General features: G+C 68.3%; 19 protein-coding genes and 2 pseudogenes. 7 read left to right on the top strand and 14 right to left on the bottom strand.

The window, feature by feature from the left end; translation table 11 throughout:
* Window positions 1-2: 2 nt before the first annotated feature.
* From ACFWAY_RS43640 to ACFWAY_RS43605, 8 genes and pseudogenes are all read right to left on the bottom strand, one after another.
* Window positions 3-4,637, bottom strand: coding sequence for an HAD-IC family P-type ATPase (locus ACFWAY_RS43640; protein WP_378514874.1), 4,635 nt, complete (start codon window positions 4,635-4,637; stop codon window positions 3-5).
* Window positions 4,638-4,686: 49 nt separating this feature from the next.
* Window positions 4,687-5,175 (bottom strand): hypothetical protein, encoded by a 489-nt coding sequence (locus ACFWAY_RS43635; protein ID WP_378514873.1) that lies wholly within the window; start codon window positions 5,173-5,175, stop codon window positions 4,687-4,689.
* 392 nt (window positions 5,176-5,567) lie between these two features.
* On the bottom strand, window positions 5,568-5,771 hold the full coding sequence (locus tag ACFWAY_RS43630; protein WP_378514872.1) for a three-helix bundle dimerization domain-containing protein: 204 nt from the start codon (window positions 5,769-5,771) through the stop codon (window positions 5,568-5,570).
* Between the two features lie 360 nt (window positions 5,772-6,131).
* Window positions 6,132-6,278: a hypothetical protein gene (locus tag ACFWAY_RS43625; protein ID WP_378514871.1), complete on the bottom strand. Its 147-nt coding sequence runs from the start codon at window positions 6,276-6,278 to the stop codon at window positions 6,132-6,134.
* A gap of 241 nt (window positions 6,279-6,519) precedes the next feature.
* Window positions 6,520-7,062, bottom strand: coding sequence for a (3R)-hydroxyacyl-ACP dehydratase subunit HadA (hadA, locus tag ACFWAY_RS43620; RefSeq protein WP_378514870.1), 543 nt, complete (start codon window positions 7,060-7,062; stop codon window positions 6,520-6,522).
* A 10-nt stretch (window positions 7,063-7,072) separates the two neighbouring features.
* The gene (locus tag ACFWAY_RS43615; protein WP_378514887.1) at window positions 7,073-7,315 is read right to left on the bottom strand and encodes a hypothetical protein; all 243 of its coding nucleotides are present in this window, start codon (window positions 7,313-7,315) and stop codon (window positions 7,073-7,075) included.
* Window positions 7,295-7,370, bottom strand: a pseudogene (locus ACFWAY_RS43610) (class I SAM-dependent methyltransferase); the annotation flags it as partial. The pseudogene ACFWAY_RS43610 and the gene ACFWAY_RS43615, both read right to left, overlap by 21 nt.
* A gap of 368 nt (window positions 7,371-7,738) precedes the next feature.
* Window positions 7,739-8,152 (bottom strand): hypothetical protein, encoded by a 414-nt coding sequence (locus ACFWAY_RS43605; protein WP_378514869.1) that lies wholly within the window; start codon window positions 8,150-8,152, stop codon window positions 7,739-7,741.
* A 201-nt stretch (window positions 8,153-8,353) separates the two neighbouring features.
* On the opposite strand from ACFWAY_RS43605, the gene ACFWAY_RS43600 reads away from it, so the two are divergent.
* Complete coding sequence (locus ACFWAY_RS43600) at window positions 8,354-9,286, top strand: LysR substrate-binding domain-containing protein (protein WP_378514868.1); 933 nt, start codon at window positions 8,354-8,356, stop codon at window positions 9,284-9,286.
* Window positions 9,287-10,318: 1,032 nt separating this feature from the next.
* Here ACFWAY_RS43600 and ACFWAY_RS43595 read toward each other — a convergent pair.
* Both ACFWAY_RS43595 and ACFWAY_RS43590 read right to left on the bottom strand, forming a co-directional pair.
* Entirely contained in the window at window positions 10,319-11,020 is a 702-nt protein-coding gene (locus ACFWAY_RS43595; RefSeq protein WP_378514867.1) for an MspA family porin, read from the bottom strand.
* A 1,121-nt stretch (window positions 11,021-12,141) separates the two neighbouring features.
* Window positions 12,142-12,387: a three-helix bundle dimerization domain-containing protein gene (locus tag ACFWAY_RS43590; protein WP_378514866.1), complete on the bottom strand. Its 246-nt coding sequence runs from the start codon at window positions 12,385-12,387 to the stop codon at window positions 12,142-12,144.
* 183 nt (window positions 12,388-12,570) lie between these two features.
* Between ACFWAY_RS43590 and ACFWAY_RS43585 the strand changes: the two genes are divergently transcribed.
* A complete protein-coding gene (locus ACFWAY_RS43585) occupies window positions 12,571-12,855 on the top strand; it encodes a hypothetical protein (protein ID WP_378514865.1) in 285 nt (94 codons plus the stop codon).
* On the opposite strand, the gene ACFWAY_RS43580 is transcribed toward ACFWAY_RS43585, so the two are convergent.
* The gene (locus tag ACFWAY_RS43580; protein WP_378514864.1) at window positions 12,856-13,269 is read right to left on the bottom strand and encodes a serine/threonine protein kinase; all 414 of its coding nucleotides are present in this window, start codon (window positions 13,267-13,269) and stop codon (window positions 12,856-12,858) included.
* A 436-nt stretch (window positions 13,270-13,705) separates the two neighbouring features.
* Window positions 13,706-14,035: an integration host factor, actinobacterial type gene (gene mihF / locus ACFWAY_RS43575; RefSeq protein WP_378514863.1), complete on the bottom strand. Its 330-nt coding sequence runs from the start codon at window positions 14,033-14,035 to the stop codon at window positions 13,706-13,708.
* A gap of 258 nt (window positions 14,036-14,293) precedes the next feature.
* Between mihF and ACFWAY_RS43570 the strand changes: the two genes are divergently transcribed.
* Window positions 14,294-14,512, top strand: coding sequence for a hypothetical protein (locus tag ACFWAY_RS43570; protein ID WP_378514862.1), 219 nt, complete (start codon window positions 14,294-14,296; stop codon window positions 14,510-14,512).
* A 215-nt stretch (window positions 14,513-14,727) separates the two neighbouring features.
* Here ACFWAY_RS43570 and ACFWAY_RS43565 read toward each other — a convergent pair whose 3' ends face one another.
* Window positions 14,728-14,856 carry a hypothetical protein gene (locus ACFWAY_RS43565; protein WP_378514861.1) on the bottom strand — a complete coding sequence of 43 codons (129 nt, stop codon included), beginning with the start codon at window positions 14,854-14,856 and terminating at the stop codon, window positions 14,728-14,730.
* On the opposite strand from ACFWAY_RS43565, the gene ACFWAY_RS43560 reads away from it, so the two are divergent.
* The 4 genes and pseudogenes from ACFWAY_RS43560 (at window position 14,830) to ACFWAY_RS43545 (ending at window position 22,627) form a co-directional block, all read left to right on the top strand.
* Window positions 14,830-15,090, top strand: a complete 261-nt coding sequence (locus tag ACFWAY_RS43560) for a DUF6328 family protein (protein ID WP_378514885.1) — start codon at window positions 14,830-14,832, stop codon at window positions 15,088-15,090. The genes ACFWAY_RS43565 and ACFWAY_RS43560 overlap by 27 nt on opposite strands.
* Window positions 15,091-15,216: 126 nt before the next feature.
* Window positions 15,217-16,682, top strand: a pseudogene (locus ACFWAY_RS43555) (CYTH and CHAD domain-containing protein).
* Window positions 16,683-17,039: 357 nt separating this feature from the next.
* Window positions 17,040-18,011, top strand: coding sequence for a ferritin-like domain-containing protein (locus tag ACFWAY_RS43550; RefSeq protein WP_378514860.1), 972 nt, complete (start codon window positions 17,040-17,042; stop codon window positions 18,009-18,011).
* A 374-nt stretch (window positions 18,012-18,385) separates the two neighbouring features.
* Window positions 18,386-22,627: a zinc-ribbon domain-containing protein gene (locus tag ACFWAY_RS43545; protein WP_378514859.1), complete on the top strand. Its 4,242-nt coding sequence runs from the start codon at window positions 18,386-18,388 to the stop codon at window positions 22,625-22,627.
* On the opposite strand, the gene ACFWAY_RS43540 is transcribed toward ACFWAY_RS43545, so the two are convergent.
* The coding region (locus ACFWAY_RS43540; protein ID WP_378514858.1) for a transposase at window positions 22,624-23,171 on the bottom strand (548 nt) is incomplete at its 5' end. The genes ACFWAY_RS43545 and ACFWAY_RS43540 overlap by 4 nt on opposite strands.

Genomic DNA, 23,171 nt, shown 5'->3' with positions numbered 1-23,171 from the left:
CCTCAATCCTTCCGGCTCGCGAGGACGTCGACCGGACTGTCCGCGAAGGACAGTGTGCGGTCGTGGTTGCCGGCGGTGTGCAGTAGTTCGCGGATCCTGGGGCTGAGCCCGGGTGTCCGGGCGAGCAGGTCGGGGGCGATCGCCGCGGCCGCGGTCGCGGCGGCGGCGGATCCGAAGCCTTGGGCCCAGCCGAGCGGGCCGAGGGGCACGCAGCCGAGGAACTGGCTGACTCCGGGGGTGCTGATCAACGCCACCATGACGGCGAGGGAACCCACCGAGGTGGTCACGACCAGCGGGCTGCGGGAGTCCAGCAGAATCTGGCCGAGCTGGGTCCCGATCAGTGCGACCAGGGCGACGGTGGAGGCACGCCGGGGTCCACCGGTGAGGCTGGCCATAGCCCATGCTGCGGTGGCACCGGCCGCGGTGGTGACGCCACGGAAGGCGACGGTGCGCAGCAACGCAGCCTCGTCCGGCCCGCGGGCGGCGACACCGTTGTGGCTGGTCGGGCTGACCGCCAGCGCCGCGGCGGGGAGCGCGTCGGTGAGCATGTTCACCAACAACAATTGGCGCGCGTTCAACGGTGAGCGCCCGGTGATCACGCTGCCGATCAGCGCGAACGCCACTTCCCCGGCATTGCCCCCGACGAGCACCGCCACCGCGGCCTGCACCCGCCGCCACAATTGGCGACCTTCGTCCAATGCATCGAGCAGCGCCCCGACCTTGCCGTCGAGGAGGACGACGTCGGCGGCGCCGCGGGCGGGAGCGCTGCCGTGCGAGGCCACTCCGATACCGACGCTGGCCGCCCGGATGGCGGCGGCGTCGTTGGCGCCGTCGCCGACCATGGCACACACCCGGCCGATCCGCTCCAGGGTCTGCACGATCTGCACCTTGTGTTCCGGGGACATGCGGGCGAAGACCAGGCACGTCTCGACGGCCCGCTCCTGCTCGCGGTGCGAGAGGTCGTCCCAGTCGGTGCCGCTGATCACCTGCTCCGGGGTGACCGGCATTCCCAATTCGTCGGCGATGGCGACGGCGGTGACCGGGTGGTCCCCGGTGATCAGCCGGACGCCGACATCCTGCTCGATCAGCGCGGGCAGCAGGCCGGCGGCGTCGGCGCGGGGGGTGTCGGACAGGCCGAGCAACCCGACCGGCTCGAGCTCGCGTTCGGCGAATCGTGCCAAGGCGTCCGGGCCGTCGCCGGCCGACGCCGCTTCGGTTGGGGTGAGTTCGCGTTGTCCGACGGCGATGACCCGCAGTCCGGCCGCCGCCATCGACTCCACCCGCTCCGCAAGCGCGGAGTCCTCGGATGCGCCGAACGCGTCGAGCAGCACTTCCGGTGCGCCCTTGACCGCGAGATGGGTGCCGGACACGGCGGCGGCGTAGGAGCGGCCGGAACGGAACGGCAGGTACGCGTCCCGCTGTCTGCGGTCCATCTCGGCGGACTCGGTGTCGGCGGCGTCCACGATCGCGACGTCGGTGGCGTGGTCGGGTGGCCCGCCGTTCGACGACCACCCGGTCCGCGCGGCGTAGGACAGCACCTGCACGCGGGAGAATCCGGGTGCCGGTTCCACGGTGGACACGCGGAGACGGTTCTCGCTGAGGGTGCCGGTCTTGTCGAAACAGACCACGTCGACCCTCCCGAGCGCCTCGACCGACCGCGGGACGCGGACCAGCGCCGCGGACCGGGTGAGCCGGCGGGCCGCGGACATCTGCGCCAGCGTCGCCACCAGCGGCAGCCCTTCCGGGATCGCCGCGACGATGACCGCGACTCCGCTGGTCACCGCGGACCGGACCCCGGCGCCGCGGAGCAGGCCGAGCCCGGTCACGACGGCGCCGCCACCGAAACTGACCGGCATCGCACGCCGGGTCAGCCGAGCCAGTTGCGCCTGCAACCCCACCTCCCGGATCTTCGCCGGTGCGAGGGCGGTGGCGCGCCGACTTTCGGTGCCCCGGCCGGTCGCGGTCACCAGGGACACGGCGGTTCCGGTCAGCACGGTGGTTCCGGCGTAGAGCATGCAGGTGCGCTCGGCCAGCGGCACACCGGGTGTCGGGTCGGTCTGTTTGACTACGGGCAGGGATTCCCCGGTCAGCGCCGACTCGTCGACCTCGACGCTCTCGGCCTGGAGTAGCCGCCCGTCGGCGGGGACCACCTCGCCCGGGCGGACCTCGATCACCTCACCCGGCCGGAGCCGGTCCGCGGTGACCTCGGTGTAGTCGCGGTCGCCGCCACGATCGGTGACGTCGACCTCGCGGCGGTCGCCGCCGGGATCGGTGACGTCGACGTCGCTGCGGCTTCCCTCGAGATCGGTGACCGTCCGGGCCGGTGGATCCTGCACCGCCAGAAGCCGATTCAGTACCTCTTCCGCTCGCAGGCGTTGGGTTGCGGAGATGCCGGCGTTGAGCACGAGCACGGAGCCGACGAGGACGGCGTCGATCGGTGAACCCAGCACCGCGCTCGCCGCGGAGCAGGTCGCCAGTACCGGGGTCAGCGGATCGTCCAGTTCCTCGCGCACCGCGCGGAGAAAGTTCCAGCCGGCGGTGACCGGTCGACCGCCGAGGCGGCCGATTCTCCGCACCGGCCCGGACCTCCGGGGTCGGGGTCGCGTGGTCCGGGATAACTCGTCGTCCTTAGGTGGCGGGGGTAAGAGCTGGCGTACCTCTTCGGTGGGCATGGCGTGCCACTCGTGTCCCGGCCGCGGTGCGGGCAGCGGCGCTGAGAGCGCTCCGCGTGCCTTTGAGCGTCCCACCCACAGACCGGCCGCTGCGCCGGCGGTGACCGATTCGGGTCCGCTGCCGGGGACGCCGGGCAGCATCAGCAGGGTGCCGAGCGCGGACGCCTGCACGGAGATCTGCACACCGCGGCGGCTGGCTGTCCGCGCCGCCGGCAGCGCGTGCAGAATCCGCCACACCCCGGTCAGGTCGGCGGCCCATAGGTGCGCGCCCCACGGCGATGGAGTAGCGGCTCGGGTGACGCCGATACCGACGTCGGCCAGCGCCAGTGCCTGGGGTGCGTCCGCGGCGACCACCGCGACCGTCGAGCCGTGCCGTCGAAGGTGTGCCACGGCGTCCCGAAGGGTGTCGTCGATCGACCCGGTGATCGGGTCGAGGCGATCGAATCCGTTGCGCAGCGAACGAAGTCCGTCGTCGTCGACCGAGACGACCTCGGCCCGGGCGCGGCGGGCTTCGGCGACGACCGCCGAGGCGTGCGGGTCGTGGACCGGGCTGACCAGCACCCGGGCATCGGCATCAGCGTCGTCCGGGTCGGCGTCCGCGGCGCCGGGTACTGCGGTCACCGGGTGCCAGCCCGGGGTGAGGGCACCGCGGTGCACCGCGGTGCGGGCCGCCTCCCACACCCGGGTCCGGTCGCGGTCCGGCACGCCGCGGACCCGGCTGACGGTCAGGATCGGGGTGTACAGGATGCGGGGGTCGATCACCACCGCATCGACCCGGTCCAGGCGGCGCAGCGCCTCCGGGCGCAGCGGCAGCACGTCGTGCCGGTCGGCCAGGCCGCGGCCCAGGGTGCCGGCGAACAACTCCCGCGCCGTCCGGGTGGCCTTGGGCGCGGTCACCAGGGTCGCGGTGCCGACACCGGCCGGGTCGCGGGTCATCACCCCGACCGCCACGTCGCCGACCAGTCCCACCAGGCCGGCGCGCTCGGAATACCGTTCGACCGGACCGGTGGTGCGGTCGGGCCGCCACCCGGCTCGCGGCGGGCCGTCGACCGCGGCGGTCAGGGTCGGCTCGATCCGCTGCCACGCCCGTCGTCCCGACCATGTCTCCGCGACCAGCGCGCCGCGCCTGGCGGCCTCGATGGCCAGCGAATCCGGCGACAGCGTCAATGTGTATGCGGTCGCGGTCGCGGCCGCGAACAACAGGTCGGCCGCGTCGGGGCCCACCGCACTCTCGACGAGTCGTCGCAGCCGGGGTTGGTAGTCGACCGAGATCACCCCGGATGCCAGGGCGGCGGGTAGCCGGGGCAGCCGCAGGAATCGCCCGACCAGCGCGAGGCCGAATCCCAGGGTCGAGGCGGCGGCGCCGACCGCCCGGGCGGCCAGGACCGCGTCGTCGCCGGGCAGGTCGACGGGCCGCTGCCGCTGGCCCGACGCTTCCGAAGCTTCGGTGTTCGTGTCGGTTTCGGCCTCGGCGACCACCCGGCACAGCGTCTCGTCGGTGGGACCGTCCGGGCTGGCGGAGACCACGAGCCGCGACCACGGGCGATGCAGTTCCGCCTCCTCGACACCCGGCGCCGCGCGGACCGCGGACAGTGCCCGCTCGGCCAGCTCCGGGCCGTGCGGGCCGTCGAGACCGCGCACCTCGACCCAGGTGCGCCCAGCGCCCGAGCCGATTCGCCGGACCGGTGTCCCTCCGGCAGCTTCCCGGGCCGCACCGACAACGGATGCGGCGACCGCACGCGGCGACGGCGACGACACCGCGGCCGGGGCCCTGAGCAACACCGACCCGACCCCGAGGGCGGCGGCCGTACCGACCAGGGTGGCGTCGAGGGCCGTCGCTGCGCCGACACCCGCAGCCCGGGTCCCGGCCCGCAGGCAGCGGGCCGGGAGGGCCGCCACGCTCCTGGCCACTGCAGCCTGTCTCACGACAGGCCCACCCGACGGCCGTATCGCTTCTGCGAGCATCGCGACTGGCTCACCGCAGTGTGGTTGCGGCGAATCGTGCTCGCGGATTTCACGGCTGCGGCGTCGGCCGAACGGGTCGCGCCTTCACAGAGCCGGTCGACGATGATTTTCCGGCACCGATTTTGCCGGCCGGGCCGGAGGCAGCGGCTGCTTTGTCGGTCGGTCCCGCAGCCTCCGCCGATCCTGCCGCGGGTTCGGCGGCGCCCCGGTCGCCGACGGTCGACGTGGTCGCCGATGCCGTGACGGTCTTTTTGCCCGACCGGGCGGCGTGGAGTTGATGCAGCACCAGCGCGGTGCCGCCCGCCCCCAGGACGATCGGCCACTCGACCAGCCCGGCGGCGCCGATCGCCCCCATCGTCAACAACGCGGCGGGGGTGGAGTGGCTACCGACCCGGACCCCCTCGCGCACTCCTCCCGCCACGCCCCGCATACTCCCGGCCACCGCTCCCACCGCGGCACCACCGACCGCACCGGCCGTGGCCGTCACGGCCTCACCGGCGCCCGTGACCAACCGTGCCGTACCGTGCGCAATCCCCATGACATCCACCCAGTTTCACTGGTCGCATCAATGCCCACCGCGACTCGGACGCGTGGGCTCGAATTCCCCCGGCCGCAAGCCTAATCCTCGGTGAACGGAAAATGAACCGCTGGTTTCCAGGGAGTGCCGGCCCGTATCTCCCGTGCCCGACCAGCCCAACACCGCACCCGCCCGCTTCACGGTCGGCTCACAGGTGTGGTTTTTCGAGACGAGACCGACGGGCACCACACCACCCGGTCGCCCGGCACGGTGGGCGGCGACTACCCGCGACGAGGTTCGCCGCCAACGATCACCTGGGCCGCGACTGGGCTCCCGTTCGGCGGTGGGCCGTCGCGCTGGACGACGGACGGCTCCTCTTGCTCCGGTGCGGACGACAAGCGGCCCTTGCCCGGCTACGACGGCACCAGCGCCTGGAGTTTCTCGCGGGCGAGTCGCTCGACCAGCAGGGGAACAAAGTCGCGCACCTTCCCGTTCACGAAGTGCTGGTGCGCCGAGTGCACCACCTGCTCGATGCTCTCCCGGGTCACGTCCGGATACCGGACGTCGAGGCGGTCGATGACTTTGTCGATGTGCAGCAGCTCTTCATCGCGTGTCATAACAGAAATCCTTTCCAAGCCCAGCGGCGGCCGGGTCAACGAATTGATCGACCCCTTCGCTCGCGCCCGTCCTCGCTCCGCCTCACCGCAGGGAGGTCGGAAGGGGCGAACCTGTACTCGGCTCCGCGTCGTGCCGACGGCCAGGCGGGCGGGCCCTCGTCGGGCCTTCTCCGCGCCATGGGGGCTGTTTCACAATGGCAGCGGAGCTCGAAGTTGAGAGCTTTTGCCGAATCGGCGGAGGGTGATTCGATCCTCACACCACTCTCCGTCGATGTGGGATCGTCTGTTAGCGGCCCTGAGGTTTGTCACCAGTCAAAACGCAACAGCCCCCATGGCCACGACAACGCCGTTCGGCACATCTCACACCCATTCGGTGCGGGGGTCGACAGCCGGGGCGGGCGGCGGGTCGGGGTGATCCATTCGCTCGAGGTGGGCTTTGATCCATTCGGTGGTGTTGACCCGCGCCGGGGGGCGCGAGGACGAGTAATCGACTGGTACGTCAGTCACGGATACTCATTTCTTCCGATTTCCCTGCATTGCGGGCGCACGTGACGGATTCCCGAGACGCGACCCGCACCTGCACCGTGCCCCGCAACGGGTGCTTCGTCAAGACCCTGGGCGCATCTTCACCCGTGATCGGCGATCGGTGGCCACGCTGCCGCCGGTAGTTGCGAACGCTTGCCGCGGCGACGGCGAGGAAGGTACACAAACCACGAGTGACGCGGAGCCGAGGTCGGCTGACCAGCCGTCAGCGTTTCGTGGAGTTCCCGACTTCGGGTCCGTTGCGAGCTTGGCCGTGGGGTAGCGGATGGTTACGCCGAGGTGGCTCCGGGCGCGTAGCCGCGTCCGGCGTGGCGGCAACCATGGTGGTCCAGGTGGTCTGCACGAGGGCGCCGTGGCGGTCGGTGATGACGTTTTTGATCACGATGAGGTCTTGTCCGTGGCTGCGGCGGAACGAATCGACGTAGATGTCGCAGTTCAGGCGGTCCCCGACCATGACGGGTCTGTGGAATTGCTGACGCTGCGCGGTGTGCAGGACCTGGCTCAGGTCGTAGCCGGTGACGAGGTCGGTGAACACGCGCTGTTGGGCGACGCCACCGAGCAGGGAGGCGAAGGTCAGCGGTGCGATCAGTCCGGCGTAGCCGAGGTCGGCGGCGGCGGCCTCGTTCCGGTGTGCCGGGTGTGGGTCGAGGACCGCCCGCGCGTACTCGCGGACCTTCTCCCGGCCGACCTCGTAGTAGTCGGGGAGGCGGAAGTGACGGCCGACGATGTCGGCAGGTTCGGCCGGCACCGGTGTTGGGTCATCCCTCACCGGGTGCGGCCACGGTGCGGTCTGCGAGGGTGAACTGCGTGATCTCGGTGTGTCCGCTGCTGAAGTGAGCGGCGGAACCCGGGGGGTACTTGATGTGGCACGGGTAGACCTCTGCGGAGGCGATCTGCATCGCGTCGTCGTCATGATGCGCGCGCAGTGCCGTTACCCGGTGGTCGGGGGTGCGGGCGTAGTGCGGCTGCAGGGCCGTGCGTTGGGCTTCCTCGAGCGTCATGTCGTCGCGTGCGAAGTAGGGCGCAACTGTGTGTGCGGGTCGGGTCGGGGAACATTGCAAAGAATTCGTCCGAGAGGTCGGAGTGTGTCGAACTTTCTCATGGAACGGCGTCAGCTTCGCCATGTGGCCATCCCTACTGTGTGACGGGGATTCGGAGAACTGCGGTCCCTCCTCAGGAAGAGGGATGTGACGATAGTGCGAACACAGATATACCCGGCCCGGGTGAATCCGAATCCCGGTTCGAGCCCCCGACCAGTTTCGAGCCATCTCGATTTCGAAGGTTAGTGCAGGGGCCAGAGCCAGCGCTGGCGTTTGAATACTGTGTTCCGCCAAAGGCGGCGCCTGGATCGTCGACCGCGGCGCCGGTCCGGCCCCGGCATTGCGTTACCTCGCACCCACCCCCATTTGCCGACCGGATATTCTTCATGGTCGGAGTTCGGTTGCGACGGTGCCGGTCTCGATCCACTGCCGCGTCACGCGGGTGAAGAGGTCGGCATCCCCGATGCTCCAGGCGTGGTTCATCCGCGTCACCGTCCGCGGCAGCCGTCGGCGTAGGGCCTCGAAGGAACGCGCCACTTCGGTCGGCTCCCGCTCTCCGGCAAGGGCGAGCAGCGGCCCGGCATAGTGGTCCAGGCCCGACGGCAGGCCGCCCGTGTACACGCCGCGGGTGCCGCGCGGCGTCGGTACCGTCGGTGCCAGTGGGCAGCACGCGGCGGCGGCGAGCCGATCGGGCGCCGGTCGCCGCCCGCGATGCCGGGTTCCGTACCCAAGCGGCGGCCCGAGTCCGGCGTCTCCGCCACCATTTACCGAACACCATTGACCGATACCGTCGGTCACACGTACTGGCGGCGTCCACATCGTGCCGTTGACGCATTATGGAATTTCGTCGACGATCGAGCAGATTTCACCGCATCTGGTCGGCTTCACCGGACACTTCACCCAGCGTCCACGAAGGCGGCTCTACCCGTGTTCGCGGAGTTCTGCGGCCGTTACACGCCGTGGTTAGCCTTGCCAGACGAGCCAATAGGGAGCGTGAGTGTGGAGTTCAGGCATCTTGTCTCATTCATCACCATCGCCGAGGAATTGCATTTCGGACGGGCCGCGGCACGGCTGCACCTGACCCAGCCCTCGCTCAGCGCGCAACTGCAGAAGCTGGAGAAGTCCCTGGGGGTCCGGCTGGTTGCGCGCACCTCGCACGAGGTGAAGTTGACGTCGGCGGGTCGGGAATTCGAGGTTCAGGCCAGGCTGATCGTCGCCCAGATGGACAAGGCGGCGCGGATCGCGAAGGCGACCGCGGACGGTCGTTCGGGAACTCTCAACGTCGGTTACAACCTGCCGGCCAGCCGGCATGTTCTGCCGTCGGTCCTCGCCAAGATGTGTGCCGAGCACCCGGACATTGTGGTGTCGTTGTGGGAGAAGCGAACCGGGCCGCAGCTCGCGGACCTCGCGGACGGCACCCTCGACATCGCCCTGGTGTACGGGCATCCGCGCACCGCGGATTTCCGGTACCACCTCCTCCTACGGAAGATTCCGCTGGTGGCGGTCGTCGGCAAGGGGCACCGTTGGGCGGCACGGCCGGGTGTGCGGTTCGCCGAGCTGGCGTCGCAGGAGTGTGTGATGTTCTCCCGCGAGCAGTGCCCGGCGATGTACGACTCGATCTTCGGTGCCGCCGCCGCCAGCAGGATCTCGCTCGATGTCGCGCAGACCGCGGACGATCCGGGCGCGACCGCGCACATGGTGTCGGTCAAGCCGTTGGTCGGGTTCGCCTCGCTTGCCGGCGCCGGTTCGGGAGGATTCGGTGCGATGGGTGCGAATTCTGTGGCGGTGAAATTGGTCGATCCGGTTCCGACGATCGATTTGTATGCGGTCTGGCGGACCGTCGAGGTGAATCCGGCGGTGTTCTCGTTCCTCGACTGTATCGATCATGCCGAGGAAGCGGATCGCACCGAACGCGGGTTGGTAGCGATCTGACTCCGGCGGCCGCGTTCCGGGTATCGACCGGGCGCACGCGTTCGGGTGCGGGCGATGGCTCCACTGCCTGGGACCACCGGGTTCGACGTGTGAATCCAGTCGAGGCGAGTCCCCAGGTGGGCCAGGTCGAAGGCCGAGGGATAGTCGGGACACAAGCGGACCGAGTCACCGGAGTCGACGATGCGGAGGCATCTTCGATTGGCGTGTTTACCACGGCCTCACAACTCAACCCGCGGTGAGACGCCGACGAACAGTGTGTCCGTCACGTGCGGCCGTTCCGACACTCCTTCAGAACCGGGCACCATACAGAGTTCGACTTCGCAGCCGCGCGGAGATTTCCCGCCCCCAGCGGGCCGAGCGGTCGGCGGGATCGGTGAGCGGCCGGGTCTGATCCCAGGCCCGCTCGGCGGGTGGGCCGGTGGCGATCAGGGCGAGGTGGACGCGAGGCCGCCGGGGTAGGCCACGATGCGGACCACAGCCAACATCAGGTGCGTCTCGGCGGCCAGCAGCCGGTGGCCGTGCACCTGAACACCGCCGCAGGACGGCGGTGCGATCGCGGGCCAGCGTAGTAGCGCACGACCTCGATGGTGCCTCGCCGTGGCCGCGGCAACACGACGCCGTATGAATTCCTTGGTCGCGTTCACTGGTCGACGACGGGACGAAGTACGACGGGTACGAGGCTCAGGGACTGCTGTTCCCCACCTCCGGCCGGAGATGGGGAACAGCAGTGCCGCGGATGGGGGACGCGGCTCGTCGGGTGTCGTATCGGTGTGGCGGAGGGATATGCGGGTTCGGCCACCTGGCGCACGCACTGCACCCCCGGTGCAGCGGTGAGCGATGCGGGATGGCCGGACGGTCGGGGTGGAGGATCCGGTGACCACTGTCCGCGAGCCCATCACGGTGGCACGGGCCGGACCGGCCCGCAGGTCACTCCGCGTACACCCTGACGTGGAGCGCCTTGGGCGACGGGGAGCTCCGGCGCATTGCTGCGCCGAAGCCCCACGTGGTGCGCATGCGCCGACGGGCGTCGTCCTAGTTGAGCTTCTGCGGCACACCGTAGGTCATGACGGTGTCCCCGTTCTCGGTGACGGCCTTGGCGTACGGCCGGATGGTGACCGCTCCGATGGCGCCGGAGATGGACCCGTGCACGCCCTGCATCCGCACCAGCGCCTCGGGTCCGTCGAACTCCTGGTCCTCGAGCAGTGGGACCTCGGTGATCCCGCCGGGCTCGAGGTCGATGTCCAGCTCCTGCGACGGGATGATGTCACCGGCCAGCTCGACGTTGGTTCCCGCGCTCAGATCCAGGGTGAACTCGGGGACGAGTCCCAGGTCGATGCCGGTGTCCGACCCGATCGCGAACCCGAGGCCGGGCGAATTGAGGACGATGGTCGCACCGGCCAACGCGATCGGGTAGCCGATCTGGTAGCCGACGCTGAGCTTGGTGCCCTCGAACTCCGCGGCGTCGGGGCCGCTGATGTTGACCGCGGCGTAGCCGTTGTGGAAGAACTCGACGCTGGTGGGTACCCCGTCGAGGGGCGGGACGACCTGGTACTGGGTGTCGCCCTGCAGGACCTCGATGCGGTTGCCGTCCACGTCGATGACGGAACTGGAGTTGTCCACGCCGGCCGAGGCGGTGCCGTTGCCCGTGACCACGGCGAGCACGGCGATGCCCGCGACCGCCGCCAGGCGGGTGAAGCGCTTGTGTCCGGATCGAGATGTGTTGAGGTGCGTCATACTGGATCCCCATTCAGAGTGAACTGCAACCGAAATGAAAAAGCATGCGAAGCGTAACCATTCGGGTCGAATGATGTCCGTGTGTTGATCAGATCTTCACGAAAGCTTCGTGTGTACTCGACGACCGCTCCCGCTCGGCATCCGGTTGAGTTGCTCGGGGCTCCGGTGAGGTCGCTACCGTTGACAGCCGCCACCCGGACCCGGCCCCCGTCCGGCATCGCGCCCGGCGCAGGACGGGGTCATCGACGTTCCCGCCGAATCGAGTTCTGCTGGGCGCGAACCGCGGCGGGCGGTGTGAGGTGTGGCGGGCGGAGTTCGGGGGTTCCCGAGACTTTCTCGAGGACAGTTCGGCTGGGGCGCGCCTACGATGATGGTGTGTCGCGGCGACCGATACCCCCATCAGAGCGTGACACCTCGACCCCGCTTCGCTCACATCTTCGGTGCTGACTCGGCACCGTCGTGGTGGCCCGGCGGGGTCCCGTATGTCCGGCCCTGTCCGTCCCCACGATGTGCGTGTCATCGTCGGGCGCGGCACCGGACGGGCGCCGGGCCAGGCCCCATCGATCCGTGAGGAACCAGCATGGCCGGTTTCCCGCAGCGCAATGCGATGGGGGCAACGAATCCGAAGAGATAGCGGGCGCGGAGCCAGTCGACCCGCTCGATCAGTTCCGTCCGCATCTCGTTCGCGGCGGTCTCGTCCAGGTGCGGCCAGGCGAAGGGGCCCGGGTGAACTCGTCGCTCACGACAGCCACGACAGCGCCACCGGCTGCGGCCGGGCGTCGACGGTGCCGGCGCTCCCTTCACGGGATGCGCTGGACGCCACCACGGTATTCACTCTTTGAGTCTTTCAAGGTTTCTCGCGGGCGGGGATCGTCCCCCGTCCGGTGCGGGTCTCGGGCGCCGCGCCACCACCGACCTCGGCCCATGGAGGCGCGGTGTCGGCGGGCCGCATCGGCGGCGGCGGGGAGGTCGGTGACCGTCAAAACACGATCGTGTATCCGGGGAGTGCGGCGTGGGCCTGGGTGTAGGTGTCCCCGTCGACACGGAGCCGGTCCGAGTTGAGCACGACCTCTCCACTGTTGGGAAGCGCGACCGGTGAGACGAGGGTGACGCACCGGGTGTCACCCCGGCAGGTGCTCCGCTCGTGGGGACCGGATCGGTGCGACGTCGAGTGCGCGAGTGGCGGCTCGTTCGACCAGGAGCGGGACGAAATCCCGGATCGGGCATCCGTCGAACCGGTGGAGCGCGGTGTCGATCGCCTCGTCGACCACGTAGGGATGGAGATCTGGGTACCGCGGGTACAGGCGGGCACGGACGGCGTCGATGTGCTGGGTCTCGCTGACGTCCACACGAAAATTCTCGTCCACCGCACCGGAAAGCGATCCTTTCACCAGGGGGAGACCGGACGGGCTGCCCGAACGGCTCGCGTGCGGGTTTGACGCGGCGGCGGCTGATGCGCACGATATCGACTGGACCGCAGCGGCGCAGTCTTTGTCCGAGACCCCGTGCGGCACGCGCGTTCTGCCGCGCCGAGCAGGAGAAACGAGCCGATGACCCCGATCTCCCACGATCCCGACACGGCCCAGGCCGAAGTCTTTCTGTCCCTACTACTGGCCGAGACCGACGGCCTCCTCGATCACATCGCGCACGCACAGACACAGGTCGAACAGCTCTGGCCCACCGATCGCGACCTCGAGCGGTATTGGCGGGCCGAGGAACGCGCGTTACGCATCCAACTTCAGCAGGCGCAGGTGCTGGTCGACCGGCTGCTGGTTCGGTTCCCGGTGCTGGTGGACCGTCCACGGGCGTCCGCATCCGACCGGTCGGCGGGATGACTATCGCGGATTCCTCGCGGCGTGATCCAGGCGTGCCAGCGCGAGCGTCGCGACCGTCGGTCGCAGGCCGATCTGCGGCCACTCGGCGGTGAGGGTCACCGACCGTACCGGCGCCGGGGTGTCGATCCAGTATTGCGGCTCGGTGCGGTACATGCACCGTCCGGCCGTGCAGGCCTGCAGATCCGGGCGGGCGAGGTACGGGTCCGCGACGGCGATCCGGTCCGCACCCGCGCACACCTCGAGGTAGGACCACCGCGCCGACCCATCCGCCGGGTCGGTCAGCGTGCGGGTCTGATGGCGGGCCCGCTGGGCCGGGATGCCGGTGGCCGTGAGCGCCAGATACACCGCGAGCCCGCTGTCGAATGCGACGATCCGCACCAGCTCCAGCGTCCGATGGGTGTCCGCGGCCAACACCCGGCGACCGTGCGCCCGGACACCGCCGCACGGGGGCGGAGGGTTCGCCGGCCAGCGTCGTCGAGGCACGGTCCCGATCGTGCACCCCCGTGGCGGTCGCAGCAATGCATGGAACCTGTGAATGACCTGAGAACCTGCGGAAACGCCGGACGCGGACGGGTTGCACACGCGTCTCGCCGTTACACGTTGTCCTGACCTATCCCGGCGGAAAGGGAGGGCGGTCATGGAGCAGAACGCCTGAGGCGACTCCGCGGACCGGAACGTGAACCTGCCGACGAACTGGCAGGAGTCGTCGAAGCACTCACCGGTGAGCGAGTGATCCCGCGACCTGCACAGAACGAGAAGTCCTCGGGGGCAGTGACTCGGGCGAATCACCGATTCCACTCCGAGGCCCCGGCACAGTGCCGGGGCCTCGGGTGTTTCCGGGGCCCGGTTTTCAGGGGGTGGCCGTCGCCGATGCTGCGGCGTCGAGCAGGGCCCGCCGCTGGTTCTGCCCCAGGCCACCGAGACGGCGGCTCTCCGCGATGGACAGCTCCTCGAGGAGCTTCGCCGCCTTCACCGGGCCGACCTTCGGGAGGGCCTTGAGCAGGGCGGAGACCTTGGTCTTCTTCACGATGTCTTCGTTCTCGGCGCGCTCGAGGACCGCGGCGACGTCGAGCTCACCGGCCTTGACGGCGGCCAGCATCTCGCCGCGCACCTTCCGCGCCTCGGTGGCCTTCGCCAGCGCCGCGGCGCGTTGTTCGTCGGTCAACACGGGCAATGCCATAAGCGATGCTCCTTGGGTTCTCGGTGGCCGGCGGATCCGACCAACCCGCAGGTCAGGCTATACGTCCGACCCGCGGGTGGCAGAACGAAGCCGGTAGGGGGCTTCCTTCCGAGCCGGGGCGCTACCGGGGGCCAACACGGGCTCGAACGCATGTTCGAATTCGTGTTACGCTCTCCCAGCGGGGCGGGTGGAGGCCACGCGCTTCGGGAAGCATCCGCCCTGCGCCAACTCCCATCGCCCGGTGCCGAGGTGAAATCGATGGACAGCGTGATGAGCAAGGCCGATGAACTCGATCGCTTGGTTGGCGAGCTGGTTGATCTGGATGAGCAGCGCGTTTGTATCGGTACGAAGCTCGTCGATCTCGAGCACTACTTCCGGAAGGCCGGCTACCCCGAGTTGTCGCGGCGTGCGCTGGATGTCTTCGTGACGCGGTACATGGGACGAGTACTCGAGCTAGCCGACGGGATGCGCGAATAGCGTGGACCCCGCTCGAGTCGACCTGACCGCGAGACCGTAGCCGCACGATCTCATGTCGGTCGCGGGCCAGCTTGGACTGCGCACGGCAGTGATGGGCACCACCATCTGGCGGGTGGTGACCGGGGCGAGCGGGTCAAAGAGCTTGTACCGGTGAGTAACCGGCGGTAGCCGGGTGGGTTCGGGCATTTCGGGTCGCAGGCCGGGGGAAGGGTGCTTCAGCTCCAATCTCGGAGTTCATCGAGCGAAGAGGTGCAGCAGATGGCCCACAGAAGCGGCAGCAGGCTGGTGCGCGGCCCGGAGTTGACGATCCGGTCGGCATCCACCGACTGCTGTTCCGGCGGCATGCCCTCCCGACCCTCGTCGCGACCGGACAGCGACTGGCGATCGGCGGCATCGCCGTCCTGGGTTTCGCCCTCGTCGGCATGGTGCTGCTGATCTTCAGCTTCGTGGTCGACATGCGCACCGGGATCATCGCGGCCGCGGCGGCGATGCTGATGTTCTTCGGTTTCTGGATCCTGCCGTCGCTGCAGGCCCGTCGCTCCACCGCCAATGCCCAAACACCCCACGAGTCGACGTGAGCCGCGCGGTCACCGCCTGAGAACCCGCGGGGATTAACTCCTGTCGCACCGGAATCGCATCCGACCGAGAGCCGACGGCCGAGTCGATCGCCGCGGCCGCCTTGTGGTGGGGTGCAGACTGGACACATGGTGTCGACGCAGCGTGAGCGGGAAGACAAGTACGACGTGGACCCGGACTTCACGCTGCCCGACCTCGACGGGGTGATCCCGGCCGGTGGACGACTCGACACCGGCACGGCCACCCTGAGCAGTGTCTACTACGACACCGCCGACCGGGACCTGCTCCGCCAGCACCTCACCTTGCGCCGCCGCACCGGGGACACCGGCGCCGGGTGGCAATTGAAGGTCCCCGCCGACAAGGCCCGCACCGAGCTATCCCTTCCTCCCGGCGATGGCGAGACGGTTCCCGACGAGCTGGCCACCCTGGTCCGCGGGATCGGCCTCGGCAAACCCCTGCACCCGGTGGCGGCCCTGTCCACCGTCCGGCGCACCCACCGCCTGTACGACCGGGATCAGCAGCTGCTCGCGGAGGTGGCCGATGACCTGGTGCACGCCACCGTCGCCGGGGACGTCGCCGTGGTCAGCGAATGGCGGGAAGTGGACGTCGAACTCGGCGAGCGCGACGAGAAGACCCGGGCGGCGAAGGTGCTGACCAAGGTCGGCACACGCCTCACCAAGGCCGGTGCCCGGCCTCACCGCACGCGTCGAAACTCGGCCGCGCGCTCGCCGGCGACCACCCACCCGCCGCCGCCGCCGACACAGGCGGCACGGCGGAACGGGCACTGACCGAGTACCTCGACGCGCAGGTCCAGGCGATCGTGGCGGGCGACGTGTGGCTGCGCCGCGGGCTGGACCCGATCCACTCCACCCGGGTGGGTATCCGGCGGTTCCGCAGCACCCTGCGCGTATTCACAACACTGTTCGATACCGAGACCGCGACGCACCTCGACGCCGAATTGTCTTGGTATGCGGGTGTGCTCGGCGAGGTGCGGGACCGGCAGGTGCAGCGGACGCGGTTCGCGGAGAAGGTGGCCGACCTGCCGGACGAGCTGGTGATGGGACCGGTCGCCGCCCGCATCGAGGGTGATCTGCTCGCCGAGCAACTCCGCCACCTGGACCACGCGATGACGGTCCTCGACAGCGACCGCTACCGGGAACTGATGGCCACCTTGGCACGGTGGCGCACCGGCCCACCGTTCACCGGCCCGGCCGATTCCCGGTCCGTCCGCAAGGCGACGCGCAAGGCCGGGCGTAAAGCGAACAAGCGACTGACCGCCGCGGTCGCCGACACCGACGACGCGGCGCTGCACCGGGCGCGCAAGGCCGCCAAGCGGGCCCGCTACGCCGCCGAACTCGCCAGACCGGTCCTCGGGAAGAAGAAGTCCAAGAAGAAAGCGGCCAAATACAAGGAGATCCAGACGGTGCTGGGCGAGCACCAGGACAGCGTCGTGGCCGCCGAGACCCTCCGCACGCTCGGTGCCCGAGCCGGCACCACGCCGGGCGAAAACGGATTCGCCTTCGGGCTGCTGTACGGACTCGAACAACAGGCAGCCCAGCGGGCGCGGGCGGATGCCGCACATCTGACCATCTAACTCGCTCATGGGCGGGGCCTTCCGGTCGTGCACCTCACCAGGGGCCCGGTGCCGTCCGCAGTACCAGGGAACTGCATGCCGATGTTCGCTGTGACCAGAACGCCGTCTCAGGTCTCGCTGCCCCAGTTGCTGATCCTCGTGGTCGCGATCGCGGCTACCAGGAACCGACAAACCCGCGGCCGCGCACAGCGGCGCGTTGTGAAAACCCGGGCCGTGTGAGTCCCTGGTGAACAGTTGCCGAATTCCCCCTGTTCGACCTGTCCGGGCGCTTACCCATCGGCGGGGCTGGGTAGGCGCGGTAGCGGTGCACGTTGCGCCGACCCGATGCCATCAAATGCCGAAGGGGCGAAATACCGCATGAGCACATCGAATACATCAAGCACGACGACCTTGCTGGCGCAACTGCGCACAGTTCTCGACCTGACCCACACCGAGATCCAGCTCGCCGAAACCCGCACCGCGCAGGCCCGGACCGAGGCCGTGCGCCGGGAGCTGACCGAGAACGCCGACAATGCCCGCGCCCGCGCCGAGGCCATCGAGGCCGCCATCCGGGAACTCGGCGGCGTTCCGGAATTGGTCGGCCCGTTCCTCGGGCGGGCCGCCGCCGCGGTCAAGGCGATGGTCGAACAGGCCCAGCCGTTCGACGAAGCCCTGCTCGGTGATCTCGCGCTCGAACACCAACTCCACGACCGCGCCCGCTACATCAAGGCCCTCGCCGTCGCAGCTCAGAAGAAGGATGTCGAGAACCTGGCGTTCCGGCTGATCGCTGCCCACTCGGCGACCGTGGACTGGCTGACCATCGTCCTCGCCGAGGAGGCCTTGGGCGGGCCGGCGGCACTGCGCCGCACCCCGCTGCAGGCGGTGGCCGGGACCGCGGTGCGGCTGGTCAACGTGCCGGTCTCCTGGTCGGCCCGCGGCCTGGACCGGGCCCTCGACACCGTCCGCGCCACCCCACCGGCGCTCAGTGACCTGCTGAACCGGGGCGCACAGGCCGGCGACGTCGCCGTGAAAACCCTGACCGCATCCCGCGACGCCGCCCTCGAGACCGCGGAGCAGGTCACCCGCCATGAAGGAGCCGACGGGGTCGCGGAAGTTTTGCATTCAGCCCGTACCGCGGCCGGAGTCCTCGAACCGGGGGAGCTGCCCATCGACGGCTACGACGACCTCAACGTCGCGGAGGCAGTGGCTGCAGTCAAGGAATTGACCGAGCCGGCGGAGGTGCGCGCCATCGTGGCGTACGAGGAGGCACACAAGAACCGGCACGGCGTGGTCTCGGCGTCGCAGACGCGCCTGGCCGCGATCGCCCAGGAAGTCGTCGGCCTCAGCTGACCGAATCGACCGTCGCCGACCTCGGTGGAGCAGCGCCGCTTCACGAGGTCGGCGACCGCCCCGGGACGACCCCTTCATACACATCGATGTGGCACCCGCTGTCCCACAGGTCGACCCGACCGTCCCATAGACCGATCGTCTGCCGGTCGTCATCGCAGGCCTCGCTCGTGGCGACCCTGCACGGGGCGAGATCGGAGTCCAGCGAAGGGCCGCCGGCAGACGATCCATTCGCGGAACGGAATCCTGGTGCGGGGCCGAAGCATTTGCCGCTTTCGCGACCCTTGTCGGAAAGACCGTGCCGATGGGCGTTAACTAGCGGGGACGTTACTGCTTCGGGTGGTGCACCCTCACGCGCCCAGACTAGGAATCCGACGATGACAACTGCTGCTGATTCCCTTTCGTCTCGGTTCCCCGAGGTTGCCGCGGAGTGGGATTTCGAGGAGAACGCCGGTCTGACGCCGGATCAGGTCACTCCGGGCAGTAACAAGAAGGTCCATTGGAGATGCCGGAAGGCCGGACACCAATGGGAGGCCTCGATCTCTAACCGCACCAAGGGGCGTGGTTGTCCCGTGTGCTCCAACACGAAGGTGCTGGCCGGCTTCAACGATCTCGGGTCGCAGTTTCCCGAGGTTGCCGCGGAGTGGGATTTCGAGGAGAACGCCGGTCTGACGCCGGATCAGGTCACTCCGGGCAGTAACAAGAAGATGCACTGGAAGTGCCGTGATTTCGGGCACCAGTGGCAGGCCCAGATAGTCAAGCGCACCCAGAAAAATGGTCACGGCTGCCCGATCTGCTCCAATCAACAGGTCCTTGCCGGCTTCAACGACGTCGAGTCGCAGTTTCCCGAAGTTGCCGTCGAGTGGGATTTCGAGGAGAACGGCGGTCTGACGCCGGATCAGGTCACTCCGGGCAGTAACAAGAAGGTCCACTGGAAGTGCAACAAGTATGGGCACCAGTGGGAGGCCAAAATTTCGGAGCGCACCCGGGGGGGAACCGGCTGCCCCGTGTGTTCCAACAACAGGGTGCTGGCGGGCTTCAACGACCTCGAGTCGCAGTTTCCCGACGTCGCGGCGGAGTGGGACTATGAGAAGAACATCGGCCTGACACCAGACCAAGTAACCGCCGGGAGCAACAAGAAAGCGCACTGGAAGTGCCGGAATGCTGGGCACCAGTGGCAGACCCAAATCGTCAAACGCACCCAGAATGAGAGCGGCTGCGCTGTCTGCGTCAGCAGGAAGGTGCTGGCGGGCTTCAACGACCTGGAATCGGCGTTTCCCGAAATCGCAGCGGAGTGGGACTACGCCATGAATAGCCCGCTCCGGCCCGACCAGATGATGGCGAGTAGCAACAGGAAAGTGCACTGGACGGGAAGCTGTGGTCACAACTGGGCGGCCATCATCGCAAGCCGCACCAACGGCGGTAACGGCTGTCCCATCTGCGTGAATCAGCAGGTTTTGGTCGGCTTCAACGACCTGGAGTCACAGTTTCCCGAGATCGCGGTTGTATGGGACTTCGAGGAGAACAGCGGTCTGACGCCGGATCAGGTCATTGCGGGGAGCCACAAGAAGGCGCACTGGAAGTGCCGATTCGGCCATCGGTGGGATGCCGAGATCGTGAGTCGCACCAGCGGCGGGACCGGCTGCCCGTTTTGTTCAGGACGACGTGCCCTGGCAGGGATCAATGACCTGGCATCGCAGTTCCCGGACATCGCTGCGGAGTGGAATTTTACGAAGAACGCCCTGCTGAGACCAACTGAAGTCGCTGCCGGATCTGATACCGAGGCGCACTGGCTGTGCCCCAACGGGCACGAGTACACGATGAAGGTGGAGTGGCGGACCCGTCTCCGCCGCCCGCTGGGCTGCCACTGCCAGGGACGTGTTTGGAATGTCCGAAAGCTGGAGGGCTTCGTAGCGGATCTGGCTGAGTACACGGATTCGATGACACCGGCGATGCTGTATGCGGTCTGTCAGCAGGCTGGGGTACTGACATCGTCGAAGTCGGACGTGATCGGGAAGGCGCTCGCCGATCCCGCGAGCTTGAAACAGTTGGTCGACGGCAGCGATGCAGGGGATCGCGAACCGTCGGGCTCGCTCGGTGAGGGCACTGAACCGGCGGATCCGGCAGAAGACAATCTCGGTGTGCTCGATCCGGAGGGCCATCTTCCGACGGCTGCGGAGGTAGCGGAAGCGGCCTCCGACCCTGAAGCCTCGACAGGGGATCCCGGGTCGGGTGAGGACTCGTTCGCTCTTCCCGCCCTCAACGTGGACGACATACTCGGCATGGGCGAGAAATTCTTCGCGAGCGTGGACGAAGACACTGTGGACTTCTTGACGGCCGCTGCGGCCGGACAGATTTGGAAGTTGGCCTACCGGCTGGACTCCGGTGCCATCGCGGAGACGGAGCGAGGACAACTGCAGGCCGAGTTGGACAAGACGCTCGAACCGCGTGCGGACCAGTACTCGGAAGGCATCCGACTCCGCTTCCGGTCCGAGTACGAGCAGGCGCTCACCATCGTTCCACCGGCGAACTGGTCGTTCAAGCCGGGCAGCGCCACGGAGATCGTGTCGCCCAACCTGATGCAGCGGCATGTAGCGGCGCAGGTCCTCACGCGCAGGCGCGTCGGCAACTGGTCCGGGACGGGTGCGGGAAAGACCGTGTCGGCGATCCTCGCGGCTGGTCTCCTCGAAGCCGGTCAAGGTGCTGGCATCGTGCTCGTGGTCTGCCCGAACAATGTGGTCGCGGGCTGGGTCGGCTCAATCAACAACTGCTACCCCAACGCCCGCATCGCGCAGAAGACGCTCACGCCGGTGTGGAAGAGGGGGGCGGGTCCGCGTTGGTTAGTCGTCAACTACGACCGGCTGCCCGGCAACGAGGGCACGCTCAAGACGCTCATCGGCGAGAACCGCATCGACATGCTCGTCATCGATGAGGTCCACTACGTCAAGGAGCGGGAGAACGTCGCCCCGTCGCAGCGCCGGAGGGTGCTCTCCGGGGTTGCGGTGGAGGCGGCGAAGTCCAACCCGAAGGTCGCCGTGTTGGCCATGTCCGCCACTCCGGTCGTCAACGATCTGCACGAGGCGCGGAGCCTGCTCGAGCTGACCGAGGGCGTCCAGCTCGACGACATCCCCATCGCGAAGACCGTGCCGAACGCGATGCGCATCCATCAGTACCTCACCCGCGTGGGTTCCCGGTGGATGCCCGATTACAGCGCCAACCTCGAGCCCGTCACGGTCCCGCTGGACGTGTCTCACCGCCTCGACGACGTACTCGCGCTCGGAAAGCAGCCCAGCCCGTCCGCACTGGACCAGATTCTGTTGGCGGACAAGCTCGAGACGATCGTCGCGAACTGCCGCTGTGGGGGTAAGACCCTGATCTACACGCAGTTCGTCACCGGCATCGTGGAGCCGCTCACGGAGGCACTGCACGCTGCCGGACTTCGGGTCGGGCTGTTCACCGGCGACGACAAGGACGGGTATGCCCGCTTCGTCGGCAGGTGGACGAACGGCGACACGGTCCCGGACGAAGAACGGGTGGACGTGCTGATCGGCTCCGAGGCCATCTCCACTGGCGTCGACGGTCTCCAGCACGTCTGTGACACCCTCATCTTCGCCACGTTGCCGTGGACGCACGCGAACTACCAGCAGATCGTGGGACGCATCCACCGGCAGGGGCAGACCGCACGGACAGTCAAGGTGGTCATCCCGGCGACGTACGCCGACATCACGACGCCGGAGGGGCAGGAGAACCAGTGGTCGTGGTGCGGCCAGCGCTGGGCCCGTGTCGAAATGAAGGAATCCCTGTCCGACTGCGCTGTGGACGGGGTGGTCCCGAAGGGTGTCCTGGTCAGTCCGACAGAGGCCGCACGCGCCTCGCTCGAATGGCTGCGCAGGCTCAAGGACGATGACGTGCAGACGGCCACCCGAAAGCCTCTCGACCAGCTTCTCGGTGCGGACGTCGAACGGATGTCACCCGGCGCCAAGAACCGTCGGTACGGCGATCTGTCTGCGCTCAATGGTGCTTGGGCGTCAACGAATTCCACAGTCACACACAGCAGGCTCGCCGAGAATCCGGCCGAGTGGCGGCGGTACCACGACCTCTACACGGAAGCCCGGCGCAAGTGGGAGACGGTGCCGGCGTACGAATTCGCGAAATGGCTCAACGACGGCCGGCGCCCGTGCGTCGTCGCAGACCTCGGATGCGGTGAGATGCTGCTCGCCGACCGGGTGACGAGCGGTCACACGATTCTGCCGTTCGACCATGTCGCGTTCGACGACCGCGTGACTGTCTGCGACATCGCTGCCGTCCCGCTCGATGACGCATCCGTCGACATCGCGATCCTGTCGTTGGCACTGATGGGCAAGAACCACGCCGACTACGTCCGCGAAGCGCACAGGATTCTCCCGGTCGATGGGCATCTATGGCTCTGTGAGCCAACCTCGAGCATCGGTTCGGATGAGGCTCGCCTGCGAGATGTCCTGTCTGGATTTGGCTTCGACCTCTATCGCGTACAGGGCGAGGGCCAGTTCACGTTTGTGCGTGCCATCAAGTCGGACAATGCTCCCCACGACGTCACGGAACCTGTCAACCTTTCTGAGACAGTGTTTCGACAGGTTTAGGGTGTCGAGTTCTCCTCCTCTGCGGGTGGTTTGTTGATCCAGCTGGTGATGGGCAGTGTCGGCGGCTCCGGTGGGTTGCGGACGAATCGTTCCGGGTGCGCCGCGTAGGCGGTATCGAGGACGATGCCACGCCGGCGTCGCACCTCCGTAGCTCGCCCGTAGTGCACGTCGGCAGCGGTGTGTAGGCCGATCCCGGAATGGCGATGCTCGAAGTTGTACCAATCGAAGAATTCCTTGCCGTGCAGCCGGGCGGCCTCGATGTTGGCGAACCGCCCGGGAAAGTCCGGCCGGTACTTCATCGTCTTGAACTGCGACTCCGAAAACGGGTTGTCATTGGACACGTGCGGGCGTGAATGGGACCTGGTGACCCCGAGGTCGGCGAGCAGCAACGCGACCGGCTTGGACGTCATCGACGACCCCCGATCGGCATGCAGGGTCAGCTGATCACGGCCGATGTTCTGCTCCCGGATGGTCTCGGCGATCAGGCGCTCGGCCAGCGTCTTCGACTCGCGGGAGGCGATCATCCACCCCACCACGTACCGGG

Source organism: Rhodococcus sp. NPDC059968 (assembly GCF_042738615.1).
Lineage (GTDB): Bacteria > Actinomycetota > Actinomycetes > Mycobacteriales > Mycobacteriaceae > Rhodococcus_F.
Note: the sequence above shows the minus strand (reverse complement) of the source record. Positions and strands in the feature narration are given on the sequence as shown.